Here is a 23,228-nt window from a genome sequence, read left to right on the forward strand (position 1 = left end):
GTCACACATTGTGTGAACCGGGGCACAATGACATGGTGAATCGCTGGCCGAAGCCTGACGTCGCCGGTCCTGGACAGGAGTCGGTATGGGACTATCCGCGCCCGCCGCGGCTGGAGGAGTTCACCGGCTCGATCACGGTCGAGTTGGGTGGCCGCACGATCGCCTCGACGTCGCGCGGCTGGCGGGTGCTGGAGACCAGCCACCCGCCGACCTACTACCTACCCTCCTCGGCGTTCGCCGACGGGGTGCTGCGCCGCGCCGACGGCAGCTCCTGGTGCGAATGGAAAGGCCAGGCAACGTATTACGACTTGGTCAGCGAACGGCGGGTGGCGCCGCAGGCGGCGTGGACCTACTTGCGGCCCAGCAACGGCTTCGAGGCCATCGCCGGGGCGCTGGCTGTCATGGCCGCCGCGGTGGACCGCTGTACGGTCAACGGCGAAGAGGTGACGCCGCAGCCAGGCGGTTTCTACGGCGGCTGGATCAACAGTTGGATTGTCGGGCCGTTCAAGGGAATTCCGGGTTCGATGGGCTGGTAGAGGCCGGTTACCTTTCACGTGCCATTACGTCGATGCGACGCAACGCGATCGCGCACACGGTCAAATAGGCTCCAGCCCACCATGGCACGGCGATGCTCACCCGTGCGCCGTCGCCGACCGGCTCGACCCGGTGCTGGGTTGCCGGGATACCGGCCACCTGCCACGCCCAGTGCCGGCCCGCCTCGAAGTCGGTGACGACGAACGGCACGCTGAATCCCAGCGATGTTTGCACGGTTCCCGTTGCGCGCAAAGCCAACTCGGTGTGCGGCGGGTCAAGCCTGGCGCCGCGAACCGTTGGGCCCCACACCGGCCATGCGTCGAGGTCTACCAGGACATCCCATGCCGCCGCGGGCGGCGCAGCGATCAATCTGTCGACGGCGAGCATCAGGGCGCGTGACCGCCGAGGCGGCGTTGTTGTTCGACGACGTCGTCAAGGTCCTTGAGCCTTCGCATCCCGGCCAGCGGCTGGTTCATCCGTCGATTGTTCGCAAGGGGTTTGGCGTTGCGGTCCAGGAACCACCAATAGCCGCCGGTGAACGGGCACGCATGGTCGCCCACCCGTTCGGTGGGGCGGTACCGGCACTGGCCGCAGTAGTCGCTCATCCGGTTGATGTAGGCGCCGCCGGAGGTGTAGGGCTTGGTTGCCATCAAGCCGCCGTCGGCGTGCTGCGACATGCCGACCACGTTGGCGACCATCACCCATTCGTAGCCGTCGACGAAGCAGCGGTGGAACCAGTCGGTGACGGCCGCGGGATTCCAGCCGCGCTGCAGCGCATAGTTGGACAACACCATCAGCCGCGGAATGTGGTGCACCCAACCGTGATCGCGCACCTGTGCCAGTACGTCCTTCAGGCAGTACGCGTCGAGCGCGTCGGCGTCCAATTCGGCGAACCATTTCGGGATGCGGGCGTGGGCGTCCAGCGCGTTGCGGCGGCGGTAACCCCTGCCGAAATGCCAGTAGACGTGCCAGATGTAATCCCGCCAGCCGATCAGCTGCCGGATGTAGCCTTCGACGCTACCGATCGGCGCCTTGCCACTGCGGTAGGCGTGCTCGGCGGCGTACGCGCAGTCCAACGGATCGAGCAGACCGAGGTTCATCGGTGCCGACAGCAGACTGTGCGCCATGAAACGATCGCCGCTGAGCATCGCGTCTTCGTGAGGGCCAAAGTGCGGCAATCGATCTCGGATGAACACCTGGAGAGCAGCCTGCGCTTCGGAGGCGGTCACGGCAAATTCCCGCGGGCCGTCGCGGCCGACGAAGGCAACCTCGCCGTCGCGTTCCCAGCGGTCCAGATCTTCGCGAACCTGCTCGTCGATCTCGTCCTCGTCGGGCCGCCACGGGGGCTTGACGCCCAGGTCGTCGGCTTTCGCCGGCGCAGGCTCGCGGTTGTCGGCGTCGAAGTTCCACCGCCCCTCGGCGGGACGGTTGCCGTCCATCAGCAGGTCGAACCGGCGGCGCGCGTCGCGGTAGAAGTTCTCCAGCTTCAACGTCTGATGCCCCTGGGCCCATTTTCCGAAGGCTTCCCGGTCGGTGCAGAACCCGCGGGCGGGCAACACGTCGACGTGTGAAATCGAGCGCACGAACCGGTCGGCGGCCCACGATGTCGGCTGGCACACGCTGATCGGGTCGCCGACCTGGTCCAGGGCCTCGCGGTAGGTGCGGGTTTGCAGGAACGTGGCCTGGTCACCGAGTTCGGCCGCGCGGTGGCGCAACGCCGACAACACCAGGTGCGCTTTGCGGCGGTGAAAGCGGCGGCGGGTGAACGCCGCCTGCGATTCGACCAGCAGCACCGGCTGGTCGGGTTCGTCGAGGAAGTGCGGCCCGAGCTGGTCGGCGAAACACCAGCGCCGGGTGTGGGTACCCATCTGGCTGCCATACCCTCACAGGCAGGATCTGAACCAAGGAGCGTGATGACAGACGCGGTGTCGGCGCTGGCCGCCGAGAAATTCGTATCGTTGACGACGTTCAAGAAGGACGGCAGCGCCGTTGCGGCGCCGATGTGGATCGGCAAAGACGACGATCACCTGTTCTTCTGGACGCCGGCCGACAGCTGGAAAGCCAAGCGGGCCAGGAACAATCCGCAGGTGATCATGGCGCCGAGCAGCCGTTCCGGCAAAGTTCGCCAGGGCGCTGTTCAGGTGCATGGCGAAGCCGAGGTCATCACCGATGCCGCGACCGTCGAGCGGTTGGCCGGCCTGATCCGTCGCAAATACGGGTTTGAGTTCACCATCGTGACGTTCCTCGAGCGCCTGCTCGCGCGTAGCCGCAAGCCACGGGTGATCCTGCGGGTCGCGCTGGCTGATTGACCGTTAGGGCTCAGGTGATTCCTGGCTGCATTCGGCTTGTTGGGAGCGTCGCCGTCGTGTGGCGGCAGTGTCCCGATCCGAACCGGAGCGCTTGCTGTTCCGCACCCGCAGCACTTGGCGCGTCCGCGCTGTAAGGGTGGGTCTTGACTGGCGACAATCGCACGCTAGGATTCAATCAACTGATCGATTAATTCTGTTCGGTTCGGCACCGCGAGAGTTGCCAGAACTTCATGAGAGGAATATCGATGTCCGACACCGACTGTTTTCAATCGTGACCAAAGCCCCCACGGTGGCGGCGGTGACAGTTCAGCTCGGTCGACCGGTCGGGTCCAACGGACCAGAGACGCGGCGGCGGATCATCACCGCGGCCATGCGCTGTGTTGCCGAAAAGGGCTACTCGCAAGCCTCAATTCGCGAGATCGCCCGCGAGGCCCAAATGACCAGCGGCAGCCTTTATCACTACTTTAAGAACAAGTCCGAATTGCTGAAAGCCACCGTCGAGGAGATCGAAGCCATTGCGCTGCCTCGGCTGCGCGCAGCCGGTCAGCGCGGTGCCGACGTCATAGAGCGTCTCGAGTCCGTACTCGACGAGTCGGATCGGCTGATGCACGAATACCCCTATCTGGCAACCTTTGAGCGGGCGCTCCGCGCTGAAAGCGCCGCCTATCTGCGGCGAGGTGATCCCGACCGGGTGGGCTTTCAAGCGTTGCGCGACATCATCGTCGGCATTGTCGACGACGCGTCGGAGCGTGGCGAGCTAGCCGCTGACAGCGATCCCGCCGGAACCGTCGATGCGATCTACGCGCTCACCCGAGGCCTGACTGAGCAGGCCACGAACCTACCCCCAGATGCCTATCACGCCGCATTGCGGTCAGCCAAACAACTAATCCGCGGCGCATTGTTCAGCCCGCAACTCAAACCTATTCGCAGACAACGAAACTGAGGAGTCTTTCATGTCTTGCCCGAATCTGTCAGCCGGATTCGATTTCACCGACCCCGACATTTATGCCGAGCGGCTACCGGTCGACGAACTCGCCGAGCTGCGGCGGACCGCGCCCATTTGGTGGAACGACCAAGCGATCGGGAAGGGCGGCTTCAACGACGGCGGATTCTGGGTGGTGACCAGGCACAAGGATGTCAAGGAGGTGTCGCTGCGCAACGATGTCTTCTCGACCTATCAGAACACCGCGATCCCGCGATTCCCCGATGATGTAAATCGGGACAACATCGACGCGGCGCGTGCGTCCCTACTCAACATGGATGCGCCGCACCACACGCGCCTGCGCAAGATTATCTCGCGCGGGTTCACACCGCGGGCCGTCGAGCGATTGCGCACCGAGCTCAATGAGCGCGCGCAAAGCATCGCGAAAAACGCAGCAGCCCATGGCTTCGGAGACTTCGTCGAGCATGTGTCTTGCCAGTTGCCATTGCAGGCAATCGCCGGGCTGCTCGACGTGCCGCTGCAGGACCGCGACAAGCTCTTCGCTTGGTGCAACGAAATGACCGGCAGCGAAGACCCCGAATACGCGGACATTGACGGTCAAGCTTCGTCGGTGCAGGTGCTCACTTACGCCATGCAGCTGGCCGACATCAGGGCGAAGAGTCCCGGCGATGACATCGTCACTACGTTGCTCAACTCCGACATCGATGGCGAGAGGCTCTCCGACGACGAATTCGGCTTTTTCGTTTTGACTCTCGCCGTAGCCGGAAACGACACGACGCGTCACTCCATCACCCAGGGAATGATGGCGTTCGATGAGTTTCCCGAACAGTGGGAAATCTACAAGCGGTTGCGTCCGCAGACCGCTGCCGACGAAATCGTGCGATGGGCCACTCCGATCACCGCCTTTCAGCGCACCGCGCTGGAAGACACCTCGCTGTCCGGCGTGCAATTCAAGAAGGGCCAGCGAGTGGTGATGTTTTACCGCTCAGCCAATTTCGATGAAGCGGTCTTCCAGGACCCGCACAATTTCAACATTCTGCGGGACCCCAACCCGCATGTCGGGTTCGGCGGCACGGGTGCGCACTACTGCATCGGGGCGAACCTGGCCCGGATGACCATCAACCTGATCTTCAACGCCATCGCCGATCACATGCCGAATCTCACATCGATGTCAGAGCCCGAGCGACTACGGTCGGGGTGGCTGAATGGCATCAAGCATTGGCAAGTCGACTACGGAACTACGAACAGCCCGAATGGGATTGAATGATCCACATCCTCACACGCTTTGCTAAGCGGCTCCGTGACGAATTCTGGGCAATGCGGCAGGTGGCACGTGCCGGCGGTTTGACACCGATTCCGTTAAGCCGTCTTCGCGCGATCGCACGTGCGATGCGTGCCTACGGCCCAGTCGGAGCGGCGGTCAGCATGGCGGCGTTCCGTTACCGTGACCGAGTCGCGCTGATCGACGACCGCGGCGCGCTGACTTTTGCCGACCTCGAAGCACGCTCGAACGCAGTGGCCAACGCCTGGCGCCGCCAGGGCCTTCGGGCCGGAGACGGTGTCGGCATTCTCGCCCGCAATCATCGGGGATTCTGGGATGCGCTGTTTGGCGCGGCCAAGAGTGGCGCGCGAATTGTGCTGCTCAATAGTGATTTTGGTGGCGCTCAGCTCGCCGACGTCGTCCGCCGCGAAGGCATAGACCTGCTTGTGCATGACGCGGAATACGCTGAGCAGGTCTCTAGTATCGCGGCTCGCCCTCGAACAACAACGGCTTGGAGCGACAAGCCGGTGCCGGGCTGCCTCGAAATGCTTATCGCCAAGGGTGATTGCTCTCCGCCACCCAGGCCTGGTGTTGAGTCCAAACTGGTTATCTTGACCAGCGGTACGACTGGGAGTCCCAAAGGGGCGCTTCGCGCTCAACCGCGCTCGCTCATGCCGGCCGGTGCATTGCTCAGCAGAGTCCCGTTCCGTGCGCGGGAAGTCACCGAATGTGCTGTGCCACTCTTTCACGCGCTCGGATTTGGTCACCTCATGCTTGCCATGCTCTTCGGCTCAACGCTGTTGGTACACCGTAGGTTTGATGCCGAGCAGACAATAGGCAGCCTTTCCGGGCGCCGCGCGACCGCGATCATCGCGGTACCGATCATGCTGCGGCGCATCATCGACCTCGGCCCGCAGACATGGAAGGAGTATGACCTCTCCGCGCTGCGCGTGATCTTCGTTGCCGGATCACAGTTGGGGGGCAGCCTGTGCCGCGAGGCAATGGATGTCTTCGGCCCAGTCGTCTACAACATGTACGGCTCAACGGAAGTCGCCTACGCCACCATTGCCACCCCTGAAGACCTTGACGCCGAGCCGAACTGCGTCGGGCAGGTGATGCCCGGCGCCATCGTGAGATTGTTTGACGAGTACGGGCAGGGGGTGCCGGCGGGCACACGTGGGCGGGTATTTGTCGGTAATGGAATTCAGTTCGACGGCTACACCGGCGGAGGCGGCAAGAAATCGATTGACGGCCTGCTCGCCACCGGCGACATCGGCCACTTTGACGGATCGGGCCGACTGTTCATCGACGGCCGAGCCGACGACATGATCGTCTCGGGAGGCGAAAACGTGTTCCCTGCCGAGGTCGAGGAGGCACTTGCCGGCCATCCGGACATCATGGAGGCAGCGGTGATCGGCGTGCCCGACGGCGAATACGGGCAACGTCTACGCAGTTTCATCGTCCCGCGGCCGGGCGCAACGCTCAGCGAAAGTGACGTCAGGGCGTATGTCCGCCGTCGATTGGCACGCTTCAAAGTTCCGCGCGACGTCCGCTTCGTCGACGCGCTGCCCCGCAACCCGGCCGGCAAGGTCACCAAAAACCTGCTCGACAGGGGTCATGAGCAGGCCGACCGATGAGGGCACGCACTTGCGACAATTGCGGCGTTCCGGCGGTCGGCATCCGTGCGATCAGGCCAAAACCTGGCCCGCCTCGAAATCGGCGACCAGCGAGTCGATGGTGATTTCGGCAACGAGGTTCATGTCGGCGTCGAAAATTTCATAGAGCAACCCAGTGGGGGAGTCGGGCCTCGCACCGAAATAGACCAAACCGCCGTCCTTTCCGCCGCGCTCCAGATGCGGCTTGAGGTCGTTACCGGTCAGCGCGTAATCACCGGCCCGGCGGAATCGATGGTTGCCGGTCGAACCGTCTTGTTCGACGTCCCATAGATGTTGCTCACCGGCGAGGACGATGACGCTGGTAGTCGCCGCATGCCGGTGAATTGGACAGTGCCCGCCATCACCTTGCCAGCGCACCACCATGTCGAGCGAGCAGGCGTCGCGGTCGTAGCCCAGTATCGTGTAGTCGTGGTGAATTTTGTACCGCGAGCCGGGACGTCCGGTGACTTCCTTCCATCGGAAGCGGGACGCGTCGAATGTGCCATCAATCATGAGCGATCTCCCGAATATTGATCAGTGTGCGTCACCTGCCGGACGGCGAACCCCTCGAAGCTGCCCGCGGACCGCCAGGCGTCCAGGATGTCGGCGTATTCGGTTGGGCTGCCGAAGAAGAAACTGTCCTGGTTGAGTCGTGCGTCGGCGCGGCCTTCGCGGTTGTAGTAACCCGGGGTGCAGGATTCCCGCCGGCCGGCGATCACGCTCGAGCGTTGGACGACGGTGTCCACCCAGGCGGCTTCGGCGTCCGAGGTGGCTTCCAGCTCCGCGATACCGTTCTTCAACGCGTTGGCGATCACCCAGGCGATATGCCGCGACTGGGTGTCGATCAGATACGGGAAGTTCACCGTAAAACCGGATTGGGCGATGCTTTCGATGAAGCAGTTCGGGAAGCCACTGACGTGCACGCCGTGCAACGAGCGCACGCCGTCGGCCCATTTGTCGGTGAGGGTCAACCCGTCGCGACCGATGATCTCGAAGCCGGTGCGCTGCGAGTAACTGGTGCCGACTTCGAACCCGGTAGCGAAAATCAAACAGTCCAAAGGGTATTCGACGCCGTCCACCGTGACGCCGTTCGCGGTGATCTGCTCGACTCCCCGGCCATGGGTATCGACCAGGCTGACGTTGTCGCGGTTGAAGGCCTGCAGATATTCGTCGTGGAAGCACGGCCGTTTGCAGTAGTACCCGTACCACGGCTTGAGCGCCTCCGCGGTGGCGGCGTCGGTGACGACGGCTTGCACGCGCGCCCGGATCTCCTCCATCTTGGCGAAGTCGGCCATCTCGGCGGCGTTCGGCCCGCCCTCGTTGACGATCGGCATCTTCTTGGTGAGGCTGGTCCAGGCATCGTCGACCAGGTCTTCATCGGATGTTCCTCCGGCAGTGAGGATTTGGAAATTCTCGATCCGTCGCTGCTGCCAGCCGGGTTCCAGCGACGCCGCCCACTCCGGCTCGGTCGGCCGGTTGGCTCGCACGTCGACCGTCGACGGGGTGCGCTGAAAGACGAACAGTTCCCGCACCGCCTCGGCCAGACGTGGCACGCACTGGATAGCCGTCGCGCCCGTCCCGATGATCCCGACCCGCTTGTCCGACAGCCCGCTCAGATCGGTACCGGTGTAGGTGTAATCCCATCGGCTGGTATGGAAGGCGTGGCCTTTGAAATCTGTAATACCTTTGATGCCAGGTAGTTTGGGCTTCTGCAGATAGCCGTTGGCCATCGCGACGAAGCGGGCGCGAATCTCGTCACCCCGGTCTGTGGTGATCAGCCAGCGCGAACTGTCCTGCTGCCAACGGATTTCCCGCACCTCGGTCTGCAGGCACGCATTTCGGTACAGGTCATAGTGTTCTGCGATGCGGCGGCAATGAGCGAAGATCTCGGCGCCCTTGGCATACTTCTCGGTCGGGATGTAGCCGAGTTCTTCAAGTAGTGGCATGTAGACGTAGGACTCGACGTCGCAGGCGATTCCGGGATAGCGGTTCCAGTACCAGGTCCCGCCGACGTCGGCGGCTTTGTCGATCATCCGCACGTTGTCGACGCCGAGTTGTTTGCAGCGTGCCCCGATCAGCAGCCCGCCGAAGCCCGCGCCGACGACCGCGACGTCGACCGAGTCGGCGATCGGCTCGCGCTCGAAACCCGGATCCGCCCACGGGTCGTCACCGAACCGGCTGAAGGCTCCGGAGATTTCCACGTATTGGGAGATGCCGTCGGAGCGCAGCCGACGCCGGCGTTCCTCGGCGTATTTGGTGCGCAGCGCGTCGGGGTCGAACGGTCCTGCGCTGCTGCTAGACGTCACGGCTGAATAGTGAACCAATTTTTTCACCCGGGCAACGCCGAAATGCAGCTAACTGTTCGAATTGCCGCTGCGACATCGTCATCTAGCGTGCACGGACACGTTACGGCTCCGATGCCAGTTAGCTGATCAACAACGCAACAGTGGCGCGCATGAGCATGGATACGGTACTCATACCCTCGCACCGGCCGGAGAAACCGGCCGATCCGCGCTACTCGTTGTTGCTGTCCACCGACCCCGTGCAGATCGAGGCCGCCCAGCGGCTTCGTTACGACGTGTTCAGCAGCGAGCCCGGATTCGGGCTGACCGGCCAGGACGGCGGGCTCGACGTCGACCTCTTCGACGAGCACTGCGACCACTTGCTGGTGCGCGAGGACAACTCCGGCGAGCTGGTCGGCTGCTACCGGATGCTCTCACCGTACGGTGCCGCCGCAGCCGGCGGCCTTTACACCGCAACGGAATTCGACATCACAGCACTGGATGCACTGCGGCCGTCGCTGGTGGAGATGGGGCGCGCGGTGGTGCACAACGACCATCGCAACGGCGCTGTGGTCCTGCTGATGTGGGCCGGCATCCTGGCCTATCTGGATCGCTGCGACTTCGACTACGTCACCGGCTGCGTGTCGGTGCCGGTGGCGAACGCCGGCGAACCACCGGGCACCCAGATCCGCGGGGTCCGGGACTTCGTGCTGCGTCGCCATCCGGCTCCCGACGATTACCGGGTGCACCCGCACCGGCCGGTGATCATCGACGGGCGCCCACTCGACGAGATCCCGCCGCCCGCGCGGCCGGCGATACCGCCGCTGATGCGCGGTTATCTGCGACTGGGCGCCCGGATATGCGGCGAACCGGCCCACGATGCCGCGTTCGGTGTCGGTGATTTCCCCGCGCTGCTGGACAAGCGCCTGGCCGACACCCGCTACCTGCGACGACTCCGGTCGATCTCGGCGGCCACCGAGGCAGCAAGCAAGGTCGCGTGATGAACAGTCCGGGGATGCGCGCCCACGCCTGGCTGCCGCGGGCGACCTGCGACGCCCACTGCCTGGATGCCGGTGCATCCGCCACGTCGCAACGGGTGATCGTGGCGCTGCGGGTGGCGCGCCGTATCGGCCTGCTGCTGCTGTTCGCGCCGGCGCTGCCGCTGCTCGCGGTGGTGCTGCCGGGCTGGTCCAAAGCCAGGCAGCTGTACTGCCGGCTGTTGCTGTGGTGCCTGGGGGTCCGGATCACGTTGTCCGGCGGTCCGATTCGGAATCTTCCCGGCGTGCTGGTGGTCAGCGATCACATGTCCTGGCTGGATGTGCTGACGATCGGCGCGACGCTGCCGTCAGCCCGGTGGCGTGCATCGCCGGTGTCGTTCGTCGCCCGCGCCGACGTGGCGGGCAACGTCGCGGTGCGGATGATGGCGCGCATCGTGCGGGTGATCCCGATCGAGCGGACCAGCCTGCGGCAACTGCCCGAGGTAGTCGCCACCGTCGCCGCCCGCCTGTACGCGGGTCACACCGTGGTGGCGTTTCCGGAGGGCACCACCTGGTGCGGCCTCCCCGGGCCATCGCATCCGTCCGGCGACGATGCGGGCCGTGCAGCGGCCCGAGGAGGAGCTGGGCCATCGCATCAGGGCTCCGGGCCGTTCTATCCGGCCATGTTCCAGGCCGCCGTCGACACCGGCCGACCGGTCCAGCCGCTGCGGCTGCGCTACCACCACCGAGACGGCCGAACGTCGACCGTCCCGGCCTTCATCGGCGACGACACGTTGCTGCGGTCGATCGGCCGGCTGATGGTGGCGCGCCGCACAGTGGCCCGCATCTACGTCGAATCGCTGCAGCTGCCGGGCGCCGACCGCCGGGAGCTGGCCCGTCGCTGCCAGGCGGCGATCCGCGTCCCCGCGGCGCCGAACACCGATCACGGGCAGCGGTCGTCCGTGCTGGCGTCCTGACCTTTGTAGGTCGCTATCCTGGGCAGGTCATGGTCTACCTGGATCACGCCGCGACCTCCCCGATGCACCCCGCTGCCGTCGAGGCGGTGACGGCTGTGCTGAGCACCGTCGGCAACGCCTCGTCGCTGCACACCACCGGTCGCGCCGCCCGGCGCCGCATGGAGGAATCCCGCGAGCTGATCGCCGCGAAGCTCGGCGCGCGCCCGTCCGAGGTGATCTTCACCGCCGGCGGCACCGAGAGCGACAACCTCGCCGTCAAGGGCATCTACTGGGCGCGCCGCGACGCCGAACCACGGCACCGCCGCATCATCACCACCGAGGTGGAACACCACGCTGTGCTCGACGCGGTGACCTGGCTGGCCGAACACGAGGGCGCCGAGGTGACCTGGTTGCCCACCGCCGCCGACGGTTCGGTCTCCTTGGCCGCGCTGCGCGATGCGTTGCAGCGCTACGACGACGTCGCACTGGTCTCGGTGATGTGGGCCAACAACGAGGTCGGCACCATCATGCCGATCGACGAACTTGCCGCCGTCGCCGCCGAATTCGAGGTGCCGATGCACAGCGATGCCGTGCAGGCAGTGGGGCAGTTGCCGGTCGCTTTCGCTGCCAGCCAGCTGTCCGCGATGAGCGTGGCTGCCCACAAGTTCGGCGGACCTCCCGGTGCCGGAGCCCTGCTGCTTCGCCGAGACGTCGGGTGCATGCCGTTGTCGCACGGCGGTGGACAGGAGCGTGACATCCGTTCCGGCACACCCGATGTCGCGGGTGCAGTCGGCATGGCCACCGCAGTGCAGTACGCGGTGGACGGCCTGGAGGCCAACGCCGCGCGGCTGCGCCGGCTGCGCGACCGGCTGATCGACGGCGTGCTGTCCAGCGTCGAGGACACCTATCTCAACGGCGCTACCGGCGCCCGACGGCTGCCGGGCAACGCACACTTCACCTTCGACGGCTGCGAAGGCGACGCATTATTGATGTTGTTGGACGCCAACGGAATCGAATGCTCGACGGGATCGGCGTGCACGGCCGGGGTGGCGCAGCCGTCGCATGTGTTGCTCGCCATGGGCGCCGACGCCGCCAGCGCCCGTGGATCGCTGCGACTGTCATTGGGGCACACCAGTGTCGAAGCGGACGTCGACGCGGCGTTGCAGGTGCTGCCCGGTGCCGTTGCTCGCGCGCGACAGGCCGCACTCGCCGCCGCCGGGGTGTCCCGATGAAGGTTCTCGCCGCGATGAGCGGTGGTGTCGACTCGTCGGTCGCCGCCGCCCGGATGGTCGATGCCGGCCACGATGTGGTCGGCGTGCACCTGGCGCTGTCGCAGACTCCCGGCACGCTGCGCACCGGCTCGCGAGGGTGCTGCTCCAAAGAAGATGCCGGCGACGCTCGCCGTGTCGCTGACGTGCTCAGAATCCCGTTCTACGTCTGGGATTTCGCGGACAAGTTCAACGAAGACGTGATCGACGATTTCGTGTCGTCCTACGCTCGCGGCGAAACCCCGAACCCGTGTGTGCGGTGCAACGAGCGGATCAAGTTCTCCGCGCTGGCGGCACGCGCTCTGGCGCTGGGCTTCGACGCGGTCGTCACCGGCCACTACGCCCGGCTGTCCGACGGACGGCTGCGTCGCGCCGTCGACAAGGACAAGGACCAGTCCTACGTGCTGGCCGTGCTGACTGCCGGCCAACTGCGCCACGCCGCGTTTCCGATCGGCGACACCCCGAAGTCGCAGATCCGCGCCGAGGCCGCACGGCGCGGGCTGGCGGTCGCGGACAAGCCGGACAGCCACGACATCTGCTTCATCCCGTCCGGCGACACCCGGGCCTTTCTGGGCGCTCGCATCGGCGTGCGCCGCGGCTCGGTCGTCGACCAGGGCGGCGCCGTGCTGGCCAGCCACGACGGCGTGCACGGATTCACCATCGGCCAGCGCAAGGGACTGGGCATCGCCGGTCCGGGCCCCGACGGCCAGCCGCGCTACGTCACCGCGATCGACGCCGCGAGCGGCACCGTCCAGGTCGGCTCGGCCGCTGACCTGGAGGTCTGGCGGCTAACCGGCCACCAACCGGTGTTCACCGCCGGCGTCGCACCCACCGGGCCCGTCGAATGCGCGGTCCAGGTGCGGGCGCACGGCGAGGTCGTCGACGCGGTCGCGGAGTTGACGGGCGACGAGCTTGCGGTGCGGCTGCGCACGCCGCTGCGGGGCGTGGCGCCGGGGCAGACGCTGGTGCTGTACCGGCCGGACCCGGCCGGCGACGAGGTGCTGGGCAGCGCGACCATCGCCTCGGCGGCCTGACAGGCTCAGCCCGGCGACGATGCGGACCGGCGGGTCCGCTGAGGAGCTGGGCAATCAGGCTCAGCCCGGCACGTTGGCAGCGATGTTGGTGATCACCATCGCGGGCACCGACTCCGGGAAGCCGCAGAACGTCACCTCCACCAGCACCACGGCCTTGAGCAGGTAATTGCGCCCGCAGTCGCCGGGCCGGGTCTCCAGCGAGCGCTCGTCGGCGTTCCAGGAGCCGACGTATCCCGGTCCGGCGGAGCTGTCCGCGCAGCGGCGGACGGTGGCCACCAGCGCGTCGAACGCGTGATGCGCGGTGCCGATATCCCGGTATGCGGCGGCGCCCTCCGAGATCAGCCCGCCGCGGGGCGGGTACTGGAACGTCGTCTTGTGAAACGTCTCGATGTCGGGACCGAAGGTCGCGGTGTCGGCGTAGACGAACCGGCATTCCGGGGGTGCGACCTTGGCGAGCGTGTCGATATCGACCGGCGCCGAGCCATCCATCGACGGGATGATCGTGAGATGCTCGTCGGCGCCCGCGATCGCCTGCATCCGGGATTGATCCAGCAGCACCCGATCGACGCTGACACCGGACGTGTTCGGGCCGCCGCCCGACGCCGGCAGCGCGGTGCCGTCAACCGTGCGGGAGCACGCTGCAGCCAGCAGCGCCGCAGCACACAACATCACTCGACGGGCAATCATCCTGATCAGAGCGTAATCGCGCTGACCTGCCCTGGCAGGGCTCATGCGAACCGCGATCGAATACGGTTGGCCGGTGAGTGTTTTCGCAACCGCGAGCGGCACCGGGTCGTGGCCGGGCAGCGCGGCCCGAGAAGCGGCCGAAGTCGTCGTCGGCGAGCTCGGCGCCGCGCTGGCGCACCTGGTCGAGCTACCGGCCAGGGGAGTGGGCGCCGACATCGTCGGCCGTGCCGGTGCGCTGCTGATCGACGTGGCCATCGACACGGTGCCGCGTGGATACCGGGTGGCCTCGCGGCCCGGTGCGGTGATGCGGCGGGCGGTCAGCCTGCTCGACGAGGACGTCGATGCGCTCGAAGAGGCTTGGGAGATTGCGGGTTTGCGGGGCAGCGGGCGACCGGTCAAGGTCCAGGCGCCGGGGCCGATCACGTTGGCCGCGGAGTTGGAGCTGTCCAACGGGCACCGGGCGATCACCGATTCGGGTGCATTCAAAGACATCACCGCCTCGTTGGCCGAAGGAGTCGCCGCGCACCGGGCTTCGGTGTCACGTCGACTCGCCACACCGGTGGTGGTGCAGTTCGACGAACCGCTGCTGCCCGCAGCGGTGGCCGGCCATCTGGCCGGGGTGACCACGCTGAGCCCGGTGGCCGCCATCGAAGAGACGGTGGCCACATCGATGCTCGACATCTGCGCGGCGGTGGCGGGTGCGGAGGTGTCGGTGCATTGCTGCGGTACAGCGTTGCCGTGGAAAGTGTTGCAGCAGAGCAATATCGACGCTGTTTCAGTGGACGCCGGGACACTTCAGGCCGCCGATTTGGAGGCCCTCGCGGAATTCGTCGACTCTGGCCGGACGGTCGTGCTCGGTGTCGTCTCGTCGAGCACGCCGACGCGGCGGCCTGCGGTCGAAGAGATCGCCGGCGCGGTCGTGGCAGTCACCGATCGGCTCGGCTTCGTGCGCTCGGCGCTGCGGGATCGCATCGGTGTCACGCCGGCCTGCGGGTTGGCCGCTGCGACCCCGCAGTGGGCGCGTACCGCCATCGAACTGGCCAGGAAAGCGGCCGAGGTGTTCGGCGAGGACCCTGACGCCATCTGAGCGGCAACGTGTTTGAGCGCAGAACTGCGTCCCGCCGTGTTCCCGTACGCTGGGCGATGACCGAAAGTGGGGGTTCAGATGAGCGCAGCGACGAATCGCCGGCGGGCAATCCTGGCGGCCGGGCTGACAAGTTTGGCACTGGCCGCAACGGTGTTCCTCGTGCGATCGCCGGTGATGCCGTCCGCGAGCGGCACGATGGCCAGCGCCATTCCGGCGCCGACCCTCGACGAACCGACAGCGGGGCGCCCGAAGACCGAGACCGCAGTGCTGGCCGGTGGCTGCTTCTGGGGTGTGCAGGGCGTCTACCAGCACGTCAAAGGCGTGCAATCCGCTCAATCGGGATACGCCGGCGGCGACGCCGCGACGGCTAACTACGACGCGGTCACCACCGAAACCACTGGCCATGCCGAGTCGGTACGCATCACCTACGACCCGACTCAGGTGACCTACGGCCAGCTGTTGCAGGTCTTTTTCGCCGTCGTGCAAGATCCGACCGAACTCAACCGCCAGGGACCCGACGTGGGCCCTTCGTACCGTTCGGTGATCTTCACTCAGAACGACACCCAGCAGAAGATTGCGAACGCCTATATCGCGCAATTGAACGCGGCCGGCGCGTTCCCCGCGCCGATCGTCACCACGGTGTCGACTGGCGAGTTCTTCCCGGCGGAGGCCTACCACCAGGACTTCCTGAGCTTGCACCCGAACAACCCGTACATCGTCGAGAACGACCTGCCGAAGCTGAACGCCCTCAGGTCCACGTTTCCGGAGCTCTACCGCGATTAAAGAAGCTGTCGGCGCCCTCCGATAGCCTGCCCAGGTGAGTTCGCCAGAGGCTGATCCTGTCCCGCACGAGGTCCGGCGCACTTGGCGGGAACTGGCCGACGAGGTGCGGGAACACCAGTTCCGCTACTACGTGCGCGACTCGCCGATCATCTCCGACGAGGACTTCGACACCCTGCTGCGCCGCCTTGCCGCGCTGGAGGATGAGCATCCCGAGTTGCGCACGCCCGATTCGCCGACGCAGCTGGTCGGCGGCGCCGGCTTTGCCACTGACTTCACCTCCGCCGAGCACCTCGAGCGGATGCTGTCGCTCGACAACGTGTTCAGCACCGAGGAATTCGACGTGTGGGCCGGCCGGATCCACGCTGAAGTCGGCGCCGAGGTGCCCTTCTTGTGCGAGCTGAAGATCGACGGCGTCGCCCTGGCGTTGGTGTACCGCGACGGTCGACTGGTCCGCGCGGCCACCCGCGGCGACGGTCGCACCGGTGAGGACGTCACGAACAATGCCCGCACCATCGACGACGTGCCCGAGCGGTTGACGCCCAACGACGAGCATCCGATACCCGACGTCTTGGAGGTGCGCGGCGAGGTGTTCTTCCGACTCGCTGATTTCGAGGCGCTCAACGCCGCGCTCGTCGAGGACGGCAAGCCGCCGTTCGCGAACCCGCGCAACAGTGCCGCGGGGTCGCTGCGGCAGAAGGATCCCGCCGTCACCGCCCGCCGCAGGCTCCGGATGATCTGCCACGGGCTGGGGCATATCGAGGGCTATCGACCGGCCTCACTGCACGACGGGTATCTGGCGCTGGCCGCCTGGGGCCTGCCGGTCTCCGATCACACCAGCCGGGTGGACAACGTCGCCGGCGCAGTCGAGCGGATCGCCTATTGGGGCGAGCACCGCCACGACGTCGACCACGAAATCGACGGCGTCGTCGTGAAAGTCGACGATGTCGCGCTGCAGCGCAGGCTCGGTTCGACGTCGCGGGCGCCGCGGTGGGCGATCGCCTACAAGTACCCGCCGCAGGAAGTGCAGACCAAGCTGCTCGACATCCGGGTCAACGTCGGCCGAACCGGGCGGGTGACGCCGTTCGCGTTCATGACGCCGGTCACCGTTTCGGGGTCGACGGTCGGGCTGGCCACCTTGCACAACGCCGCCGAAGTCAAACGCAAGGGCGTGCTGATCGGCGACACCGTGGTGATTCGCAAAGCCGGCGACGTGATCCCCGAGGTGCTCGGTCCCGTCGTCGACCTTCGCGACGGCTCCGAACACGAATTCGTCATGCCCACAACGTGTCCCGAGTGCGGGACGACGCTGGCACCGGCGAAGGAAGGCGACGCCGACATCCGCTGTCCCAATTCCCGATCCTGCCCGGCGCAGTTGCGGGAGAGGGTTTTTCACGTCGCCGGCCGCGGCGCGTTCGACATCGAGGGCCTCGGCTATGAGGCGGCGGTCGCCCTGTTGAAAGCCGAGGTGATCGACGACGAGGGCGACCTGTTCACGCTGACCGAGGACGCCTTGCTGCGCACCGACCTGTTCACCACCAAGGGCGGCACCTTGTCGGCGAATGGCAAACGCCTGCTGGCGAACCTGGACAAGGCCAAAAAGCAGCCGCTGTGGCGGGTGCTGGTGGCGTTGTCGATCCGGCACGTCGGCCCGACGGCCGCGCGGGCGTTGGCCACCGAGTTCGGCAGCCTGGAGGCAATCACGTCGGCGTCGACGGAGCAGTTAGCAGCGGTCGAGGGCGTCGGTCCGACCATCGCCGCCGCGGTGACCGAGTGGTTCACCGTCGACTGGCATCGCGAGATCGTCGACAAGTGGCGGTCGGCCGGCGTGCGAATGGCCGACGAGCGCGACTCCAGCGTGCCGCGCACGCTGGAGGGCCTTACGATCGTGGTCACCGGTTCGCTGCCCGGCTTCTCCCGCGACGAGGCTAAAGAGGCCATCGTGATTCGCGGCGGCAAGGCCGCCGGATCGGTGTCGAAGAAGACCGACTACGTCGTTGCCGGCGATTCGCCGGGATCGAAATACGACAAGGCCGTCGAACTCGGCGTGACGATTCTCGATGAAGACGGGTTCCGAAAATTGTTATCCGAGGGACAATCCAGCAGTTCAGGTGAAGAGTGACGTCCTGAGGGGTACTTCCGTGGGCAACAGATCCGGGCGACTTTAGACGGGAAAGTGCGGATGACTGATCTCGAGGTCCACCACGATGGGTATCCGACCTATCGCCGTAAAACTCGCTTCGACTGGTCGAAGACCCCCTTGCACTGGGTGCCCGACGACCCGTTCTCCACCCACACGATGAACGTGCTCCATCTGGTGCTGCCGGCCGGTGAGCGGTGGTTCATCCAGGTCGTCACCGAGGCGGAACCGCTCGTCGACGACCCGGAGCTGAAAGCCGCCATCAAGCCGTTCATCCAGCAGGAGGCCTGGCACGCTTGGGCGCACCAGATGGTGCTTCAGCACCTGGCGGAGCAGCGCCTCGATACCAAGCCCTACACCGACAGCCTGCAAAACTGGCTGTCGAAGATCGGCGCCGCACGTCCCGAATGGGTACCTTTCCTGCGGCGGTGGTGGCTGTACGGGCGCCTCGCAGTTGCCGCGGCGCTGGAACCGTTCAACGCTGTGCTGGGTCAATGGGTGATCGAGAACCGCGGTCTCGAGAGCGCCGGGGCCGACGAGACCATGCTCGACCTGCTGCGCTGGCACGGCGCCGAGGAGATCGAGCACCGGTCCCTGGTGTTCGACATCTATCAGCACGTGTGCGGCAACTACATCCTGAGGGCGTTGGTCATGCTGATGACTGCACCGGTTTTCTCGCTGTGGTTGATCAGGGGAGTGCGATTCTTGATGGCGCAAGATGCCACCGTCAGCGCGAAGCCGCGCTGGCGCGACTGGTTACGGGCATCACGGCAAAACCGGGTGCCGGGCCCACGGCTGGTCTTGGTGTCGGTGGCCAGCCGCTTCGTCCGGCCCAGCTATCACCCCAGCACAGACTGCTCGACGCAGCTGGCGATGGACTATCTGGAAAAGTCGCCCGCAGCCCGCGCCGCCCGCGAACGGGCCGAAGCCCTCATGGCTCAAACCAAGGAACCGCCCGCTCTTTAAGGACGCGCGCTCAAAGCCGGTCCCGCATTCACGGCAGCAGCGGCAACCGCCACAGCGGCGTCTTCGGCTCGAGCAGCCACATCCGCACCACGGTGAACCGGATCAGTCGCAGCGCGCCGGTGATGAGGATGGCGGCCAGCGGAAGATCGCCCAGCGCGGCGGTCAGGATCGCGATCCGAAAGTCGTTGGCGCCGGCCGTCATCAGGTCGAACCACGCATCGCAGATCAACAGCACGCCGGTCGCGAACGCGGTCAGCAGCATCACCTGCCGGCGCAGCATGCCGAACACGACGGTCGCCGCCATCAGGCCGAGCAGCAGCAGGTCGAAACCGACCCAGGTCGCCGTCCAGTCGTGAACCAGGTAGTCATCGGGCAAGGCGAACGCGAGGTAGACGATCCAGGGGATCAGCACCAGCGTTCCGCCGGTCATGATTCCGAGCCAGCTCCAGCGGATCCGGTGAACCTGGTCGAGCGGAACGAGTTCGGACAGTGGCCGCTCCAGGCGTTTGATGAGTTGACGCCGCTCGGCGGCTGACAAGGCGGCGATCTGGGCGTCGGTGAGCACGTTCACCCCTGATGAATACCCCGTTTGCCGCGCTCAGTGCAGCAGGGTCGCAACGATGCCGGACAGGTAGCCCAGCCGGGCCACCTCCGAGGGCCGGAACGCGGGACCACCCGGCCTGCCGAGCATGATCGCGGTGTCCGAGCCGCCGAGCGGGGCCGCCACCAGTGTCGTGTCGAGGTCGCGCCACACCTGCGGCACCCACTCGCCCGCAGCATCCAGCGCGGTCGCATGCCCGATCGGCATCCAAGGCACGTCGCTCAGGATGGTTTCCGGCGCGCCGGGACTGCCTGCGACGGGCTGGATCCCGTCACCGGAATTGCGTAACACCAGGCACCAGCTCACCCGCAGCACCTGCGGTGCCTCGTCGACCAGGACCTTCAGCTTGGCTGCGACGTCGCCCGCCGCTGCGACGTGGTCGATCAGCGCCAACTCCCGGTGGGTGTCCAGCAACCCGGTGTGCGGCCGCAAGCTGTCGACCCGCACCCCGTTGAGTGCTTCGGCCGCCGTGATCAGCGTGTCCGGCATCGCCCGCGGCGGCAACTCGACGACCAGGTCGTCGATCGCGTAGTCGGGCCCGCGCTCCACGACGTCCAGCGACAAGATGTCGGCCCCCACTGAGCCGAGGGCAACGGCCAGCGAGCCGAGGCTGCCCGGTCGGTCAGCCAGCTGAACTCGCAGCAGATAGGAGGACACGCGGACACTGTTTCACAGCAGCGCGCCCTCGGCATGTCGGCGGTTCAGCCGAGTGTGCACCCAGTCGCACACTCGCGACAGACCATTCTGACGCCCGGTTCCTCCTCCCGCCGCTCCGCGGCGCGCATCGTCACCCGGCTAGGCTTTTCGGTCGTGCCCCAGATCTCCCGCGACGAGGTAGCCCATCTGGCCAAGCTGGCCCGGCTGGCGTTGACCGACGACGAGCTGAACAGCTACGCCGGTCAACTCGACGCCATCCTCACCCACGTCAGCCAGATCCAGGCGGTCGACGTCACCGGCGTCGAGGCGACCGACAACCCGCTCAAGGACGTCAACGTCACCCGCCCGGACCAGATCGCACCGTGCCTCACCCAGCAGGAAGCACTCGCCGAGGCGCCCGAAGCGGTCGACGGCCGCTTCGCGGTCCCGCAGATCCTCGGGGAACCGGAATGACCGACATCATCCGGTTGGACGCCGCAACACTGGCGGCAAAGATCGCCGCCAAGGAACTGTCGTCGACCGAGGTCACCCGGGCCTACCTGGACCAGATCGCAGCGACCGATCAGCAATACGGTGCGTTCCTGCACGTCGCCGCCGATGCGGCCCTGGCTGCCGCGAGCGCCGTCGATGAGTCGCTGGCCGCCGGCGAGCAGCCGTCGTCGCCGCTGGCCGGAGTGCCGCTCGCCCTCAAGGATGTCTTCACCAGCGTCGACATGCCCACGACGTGCGGCTCGAAGATCCTGGAGGGCTGGCGTTCCCCGTACGACGCCACGGTGACCGCGCGACTGCGCGCGGCCGGGATCCCGATCCTCGGCAAAACCAACATGGACGAGTTCGCGATGGGCTCGTCGACGGAGAACTCCGCCTACGGCCCGACCCGCAACCCGTGGAACACCGACCGGGTGCCGGGCGGCTCCGGCGGCGGCAGCGCCGCCGCGCTGGCGGCGTTCCAGGCGCCGCTGGCCATCGGCACCGACACGGGTGGCTCGATCCGCCAGCCCGCCGCGCTGACCGCGACCGTCGGAGTCAAACCCACTTACGGCACGGTGTCCCGCTATGGCCTGGTCGCCTGCGCGTCGTCGCTGGACCAGGGCGGACCGTGTGCCCGCACTGTCGTCGACACCGCGCTGCTGCATCAGGTGATCGCCGGACACGATCCACGCGACTCCACGTCCGTCGACGCCGAGGTGCCCGACGTCGTCGGCGCCGCAAAGGCCGGAGCCGCAGGCGATCTCAAAGGCGTGCGCGTCGGCGTGGTCAAGCAGCTGCGCGGCGAAGGCTATCAACCCGGGGTGCTGGCGTCGTTCAACAACGCTGTCGAGCAGTTGACTGCGATCGGTGCCGAAGTCTCCGAAGTCGACTGTCCCCATTTCGATCACGCGCTGCCCGCCTACTACCTGATTCTGCCGTCGGAGGTGTCCAGCAACCTCGCGCGCTTCGATGCGATGCGCTACGGGTTGCGCGTCGGCGATGACGGCACGCACAGCGCCGAAGAAGTGATGGCGCTGACCCGCGCCGCGGGTTTCGGTCCGGAAGTCAAGCGGCGCATCATGATTGGCACCTATGCGCTGTCGGCCGGATACTACGACGCCTACTACAACCAGGCGCAGAAGGTGCGCACCTTGATCGCGCGCGACCTGGATGCGGCGTATCAATCCGTGGACGTGCTGATCTCGCCGACGACGCCGACGACGGCATTTCGGTTGGGGGAGAAGGTCGACGACCCGCTGGCGATGTATCTGTTCGACCTGTGCACGCTGCCGCTGAACCTGGCCGGGCACTGCGGGATGTCGGTCCCGTCCGGGCTGTCCGACGACGACAACCTGCCGGTCGGGCTGCAGATCATGGCGCCCGCGCTCGCCGACGACCGGATCTACCGGGTGGGCGCCGCCTACGAGGCCGCCCGCGGGCCGCTGCCCTCGGCCATCTGATCGGCTGCCCCGCGGGCGGTGACGGGGCAAGATGATGGCATGCGGATCGGAATTCTCACCGGTGGTGGTGACTGTCCGGGCCTGAACGCCGTCATCCGGGCCGTCGTGCGGACCTGCGACGCGCGCTACGGGTCATCGGTGGTGGGGTTCCAGGACGGCTGGCGCGGGTTGCTGGAGAACCGGCGCATGCAGCTCAAGAACGACGACCGCAATGACCGCCTGCTCGCCAAGGGCGGAACCATGCTGGGCACCGCCCGGGTGCACCCGGACAAGCTGAAGGCCGGCCTGGACCAGATCAAGCAGACGCTGGACGACAACGGCATCGACGTGCTCATCCCGATCGGCGGCGAGGGCACCCTGACCGCGGCGCACTGGCTGTCCGAAGAGAACGTTCCGGTGGTCGGCGTTCCGAAGACCATCGACAACGACATCGATTGCACCGACGTGACTTTCGGCCACGACACGGCGTTGATGGTGGCCACCGACGCCATCGACCGGCTGCACAGCACCGCCGAGTCCCACCAGCGGGTGATGCTGGTCGAGGTGATGGGACGGCACGCCGGGTGGATCGCGCTGAACGCCGGGCTGGCATCCGGCGCCCATATGACGCTGATCCCCGAGCAGCCCTTCGACATCGACGAAGTCTGCCGGCTGGTCAAACAGCGCTTCCAGCGCGGTGATTCGCATTTCATCTGCGTGGTCGCCGAGGGCGCCAAGCCGGCCAGCGGCTCGATGGCGTTGCGCGAGGGCGGCCTTGACGAGTTCGGTCACGAGCGGTTCACCGGCGTGGCCGACCAGCTGGCGTACGAGGTGGAGAAGCGCATCAGCAAGGAAGTCCGAGTGACGGTGCTCGGTCACGTCCAGCGCGGCGGCACGCCGACCGCCTACGATCGCGTGCTGGCCACGAGATTCGGCGTCAACGCGGCCGACGCCGCACACGCCGGCGAATACGGGCAGATGGTGTCGCTGCGCGGCCAGGACATCGGCCGCGTACCGCTGGCCGACGCGGTGCGCCAGCTGAAGCTTGTCCCGCAGAGCCGTTACGACGACGCTTCCGCCTTTTTCGGCTGATCGGCTTTCAAGCGCACGTTCGGGCTGCCCACCCGTAACGGGTAGCTGTAACGTGACGGCTATGCGGATGAGCTGTGACGTGTGCGGCT

The 23,228-nt window shown here is 66.4% G+C and carries 23 protein-coding genes; 16 read left to right on the forward strand and 7 right to left on the reverse strand.

Going from position 1 to position 23,228, the window contains the following annotated elements; translation table 11 throughout:
* Positions 1-32: 32 nt before the first annotated feature.
* Positions 33-536, forward strand: coding sequence for a DUF427 domain-containing protein (locus tag G6N27_RS24610; RefSeq protein WP_163780992.1), 504 nt, complete (start codon positions 33-35; stop codon positions 534-536).
* A 7-nt stretch (positions 537-543) separates the two neighbouring features.
* On the opposite strand, the gene G6N27_RS24615 is transcribed toward G6N27_RS24610, so the two are convergent.
* Complete coding sequence (locus tag G6N27_RS24615; protein WP_163780994.1) at positions 544-921, reverse strand: SRPBCC family protein; 378 nt, start codon at positions 919-921, stop codon at positions 544-546.
* Complete coding sequence (locus G6N27_RS24620; RefSeq protein ID WP_163780996.1) at positions 921-2,402, reverse strand: cryptochrome/photolyase family protein; 1,482 nt, start codon at positions 2,400-2,402, stop codon at positions 921-923. Before G6N27_RS24620 ends, G6N27_RS24615 begins: the two co-directional genes overlap by 1 nt.
* Positions 2,403-2,447: 45 nt before the next feature.
* Between G6N27_RS24620 and G6N27_RS24625 the strand changes: the two genes are divergently transcribed.
* From G6N27_RS24625 to G6N27_RS24640, 4 genes are all read left to right on the forward strand, one after another.
* Positions 2,448-2,843, forward strand: coding sequence for a PPOX class F420-dependent oxidoreductase (locus tag G6N27_RS24625; RefSeq protein WP_163780998.1), 396 nt, complete (start codon positions 2,448-2,450; stop codon positions 2,841-2,843).
* A gap of 136 nt (positions 2,844-2,979) precedes the next feature.
* On the forward strand, positions 2,980-3,786 hold the full coding sequence (locus G6N27_RS24630) for a TetR/AcrR family transcriptional regulator (protein WP_408632610.1): 807 nt from the start codon (positions 2,980-2,982) through the stop codon (positions 3,784-3,786).
* A 10-nt stretch (positions 3,787-3,796) separates the two neighbouring features.
* Positions 3,797-5,053, forward strand: coding sequence for a cytochrome P450 (locus G6N27_RS24635; protein WP_163781001.1), 1,257 nt, complete (start codon positions 3,797-3,799; stop codon positions 5,051-5,053).
* 158 nt (positions 5,054-5,211) lie between these two features.
* On the forward strand, positions 5,212-6,684 hold the full coding sequence (locus tag G6N27_RS24640; RefSeq protein ID WP_232064794.1) for an AMP-binding protein: 1,473 nt from the start codon (positions 5,212-5,214) through the stop codon (positions 6,682-6,684).
* 51 nt (positions 6,685-6,735) lie between these two features.
* Here the strand turns inward: G6N27_RS24640 and G6N27_RS24645 are convergent, their stop codons facing one another.
* On the reverse strand, positions 6,736-7,215 hold the full coding sequence (locus G6N27_RS24645) for a hypothetical protein (protein WP_163781005.1): 480 nt from the start codon (positions 7,213-7,215) through the stop codon (positions 6,736-6,738).
* Entirely contained in the window at positions 7,212-9,008 is a 1,797-nt protein-coding gene (locus tag G6N27_RS24650) for a flavin-containing monooxygenase (RefSeq protein ID WP_163781007.1), read from the reverse strand. Before G6N27_RS24650 ends, G6N27_RS24645 begins: the two co-directional genes overlap by 4 nt.
* Before the next feature lie 149 nt (positions 9,009-9,157).
* Here G6N27_RS24650 and G6N27_RS24655 point away from each other — a divergent pair, with 149 nt between their 5' ends.
* Genes G6N27_RS24655 through mnmA form a run of 4 tightly spaced genes read left to right on the forward strand, consistent with a single transcriptional unit; the run spans position 9,158 to position 13,219 of the window.
* Positions 9,158-9,985, forward strand: a complete 828-nt coding sequence (locus tag G6N27_RS24655) for a GNAT family N-acetyltransferase (protein ID WP_163781008.1) — start codon at positions 9,158-9,160, stop codon at positions 9,983-9,985.
* Complete coding sequence (locus G6N27_RS24660; RefSeq protein ID WP_163781010.1) at positions 9,985-10,938, forward strand: lysophospholipid acyltransferase family protein; 954 nt, start codon at positions 9,985-9,987, stop codon at positions 10,936-10,938. The genes G6N27_RS24655 and G6N27_RS24660 overlap by 1 nt, the downstream gene beginning before the upstream one ends.
* A 29-nt stretch (positions 10,939-10,967) precedes the next feature.
* Positions 10,968-12,149: a cysteine desulfurase family protein gene (locus tag G6N27_RS24665; RefSeq protein ID WP_163781012.1), complete on the forward strand. Its 1,182-nt coding sequence runs from the start codon at positions 10,968-10,970 to the stop codon at positions 12,147-12,149.
* Positions 12,146-13,219 (forward strand): tRNA 2-thiouridine(34) synthase MnmA, encoded by a 1,074-nt coding sequence (gene mnmA / locus G6N27_RS24670; RefSeq protein ID WP_163781014.1) that lies wholly within the window; start codon positions 12,146-12,148, stop codon positions 13,217-13,219. Before G6N27_RS24665 ends, mnmA begins: the two co-directional genes overlap by 4 nt.
* Before the next feature lie 60 nt (positions 13,220-13,279).
* Here the strand turns inward: mnmA and G6N27_RS24675 are convergent, their stop codons facing one another.
* A complete protein-coding gene (locus tag G6N27_RS24675) occupies positions 13,280-13,906 on the reverse strand; it encodes a sensor domain-containing protein (RefSeq protein ID WP_163781016.1) in 627 nt (208 codons plus the stop codon).
* A gap of 73 nt (positions 13,907-13,979) precedes the next feature.
* Here G6N27_RS24675 and G6N27_RS24680 point away from each other — a divergent pair, with 73 nt between their 5' ends.
* From G6N27_RS24680 to G6N27_RS24695, 4 genes are all read left to right on the forward strand, one after another.
* Positions 13,980-14,993 carry a uroporphyrinogen decarboxylase/cobalamine-independent methonine synthase family protein gene (locus tag G6N27_RS24680; protein WP_163781017.1) on the forward strand — a complete coding sequence of 338 codons (1,014 nt, stop codon included), beginning with the start codon at positions 13,980-13,982 and terminating at the stop codon, positions 14,991-14,993.
* A 78-nt stretch (positions 14,994-15,071) separates the two neighbouring features.
* Entirely contained in the window at positions 15,072-15,776 is a 705-nt protein-coding gene (gene msrA, locus G6N27_RS24685) for a peptide-methionine (S)-S-oxide reductase MsrA (protein ID WP_163781019.1), read from the forward strand.
* 34 nt (positions 15,777-15,810) lie between these two features.
* Positions 15,811-17,895, forward strand: a complete 2,085-nt coding sequence (gene ligA, locus G6N27_RS24690; protein ID WP_163781021.1) for an NAD-dependent DNA ligase LigA — start codon at positions 15,811-15,813, stop codon at positions 17,893-17,895.
* Positions 17,896-17,955: 60 nt separating this feature from the next.
* Positions 17,956-18,879, forward strand: a complete 924-nt coding sequence (locus tag G6N27_RS24695) for a metal-dependent hydrolase (RefSeq protein WP_163781023.1) — start codon at positions 17,956-17,958, stop codon at positions 18,877-18,879.
* Positions 18,880-18,907: 28 nt separating this feature from the next.
* Here the strand turns inward: G6N27_RS24695 and G6N27_RS24700 are convergent, their stop codons facing one another.
* Together G6N27_RS24700 and G6N27_RS24705 are read right to left on the reverse strand one after the other, a co-directional pair.
* Positions 18,908-19,450 carry a hypothetical protein gene (locus tag G6N27_RS24700; protein ID WP_163781025.1) on the reverse strand — a complete coding sequence of 181 codons (543 nt, stop codon included), beginning with the start codon at positions 19,448-19,450 and terminating at the stop codon, positions 18,908-18,910.
* Between the two features lie 27 nt (positions 19,451-19,477).
* On the reverse strand, positions 19,478-20,137 hold the full coding sequence (locus tag G6N27_RS24705; protein ID WP_163781027.1) for an ACT domain-containing protein: 660 nt from the start codon (positions 20,135-20,137) through the stop codon (positions 19,478-19,480).
* Between the two features lie 153 nt (positions 20,138-20,290).
* Here G6N27_RS24705 and gatC point away from each other — a divergent pair, with 153 nt between their 5' ends.
* From gatC to G6N27_RS24720, 3 genes are read left to right on the forward strand one after another with little or no spacing between them, the layout of a single operon-like run.
* A complete protein-coding gene (gene gatC / locus G6N27_RS24710) occupies positions 20,291-20,590 on the forward strand; it encodes an Asp-tRNA(Asn)/Glu-tRNA(Gln) amidotransferase subunit GatC (protein WP_163781029.1) in 300 nt (99 codons plus the stop codon).
* Complete coding sequence (gene gatA / locus G6N27_RS24715) at positions 20,587-22,068, forward strand: Asp-tRNA(Asn)/Glu-tRNA(Gln) amidotransferase subunit GatA (RefSeq protein WP_163781031.1); 1,482 nt, start codon at positions 20,587-20,589, stop codon at positions 22,066-22,068. The genes gatC and gatA overlap by 4 nt, the downstream gene beginning before the upstream one ends.
* A gap of 39 nt (positions 22,069-22,107) precedes the next feature.
* Positions 22,108-23,139, forward strand: a complete 1,032-nt coding sequence (locus G6N27_RS24720; protein ID WP_163781033.1) for an ATP-dependent 6-phosphofructokinase — start codon at positions 22,108-22,110, stop codon at positions 23,137-23,139.
* Positions 23,140-23,228 lie beyond the last annotated feature (89 nt).

This window comes from Mycobacterium cookii (genome assembly GCF_010727945.1).
GTDB lineage: Bacteria > Actinomycetota > Actinomycetes > Mycobacteriales > Mycobacteriaceae > Mycobacterium > Mycobacterium cookii.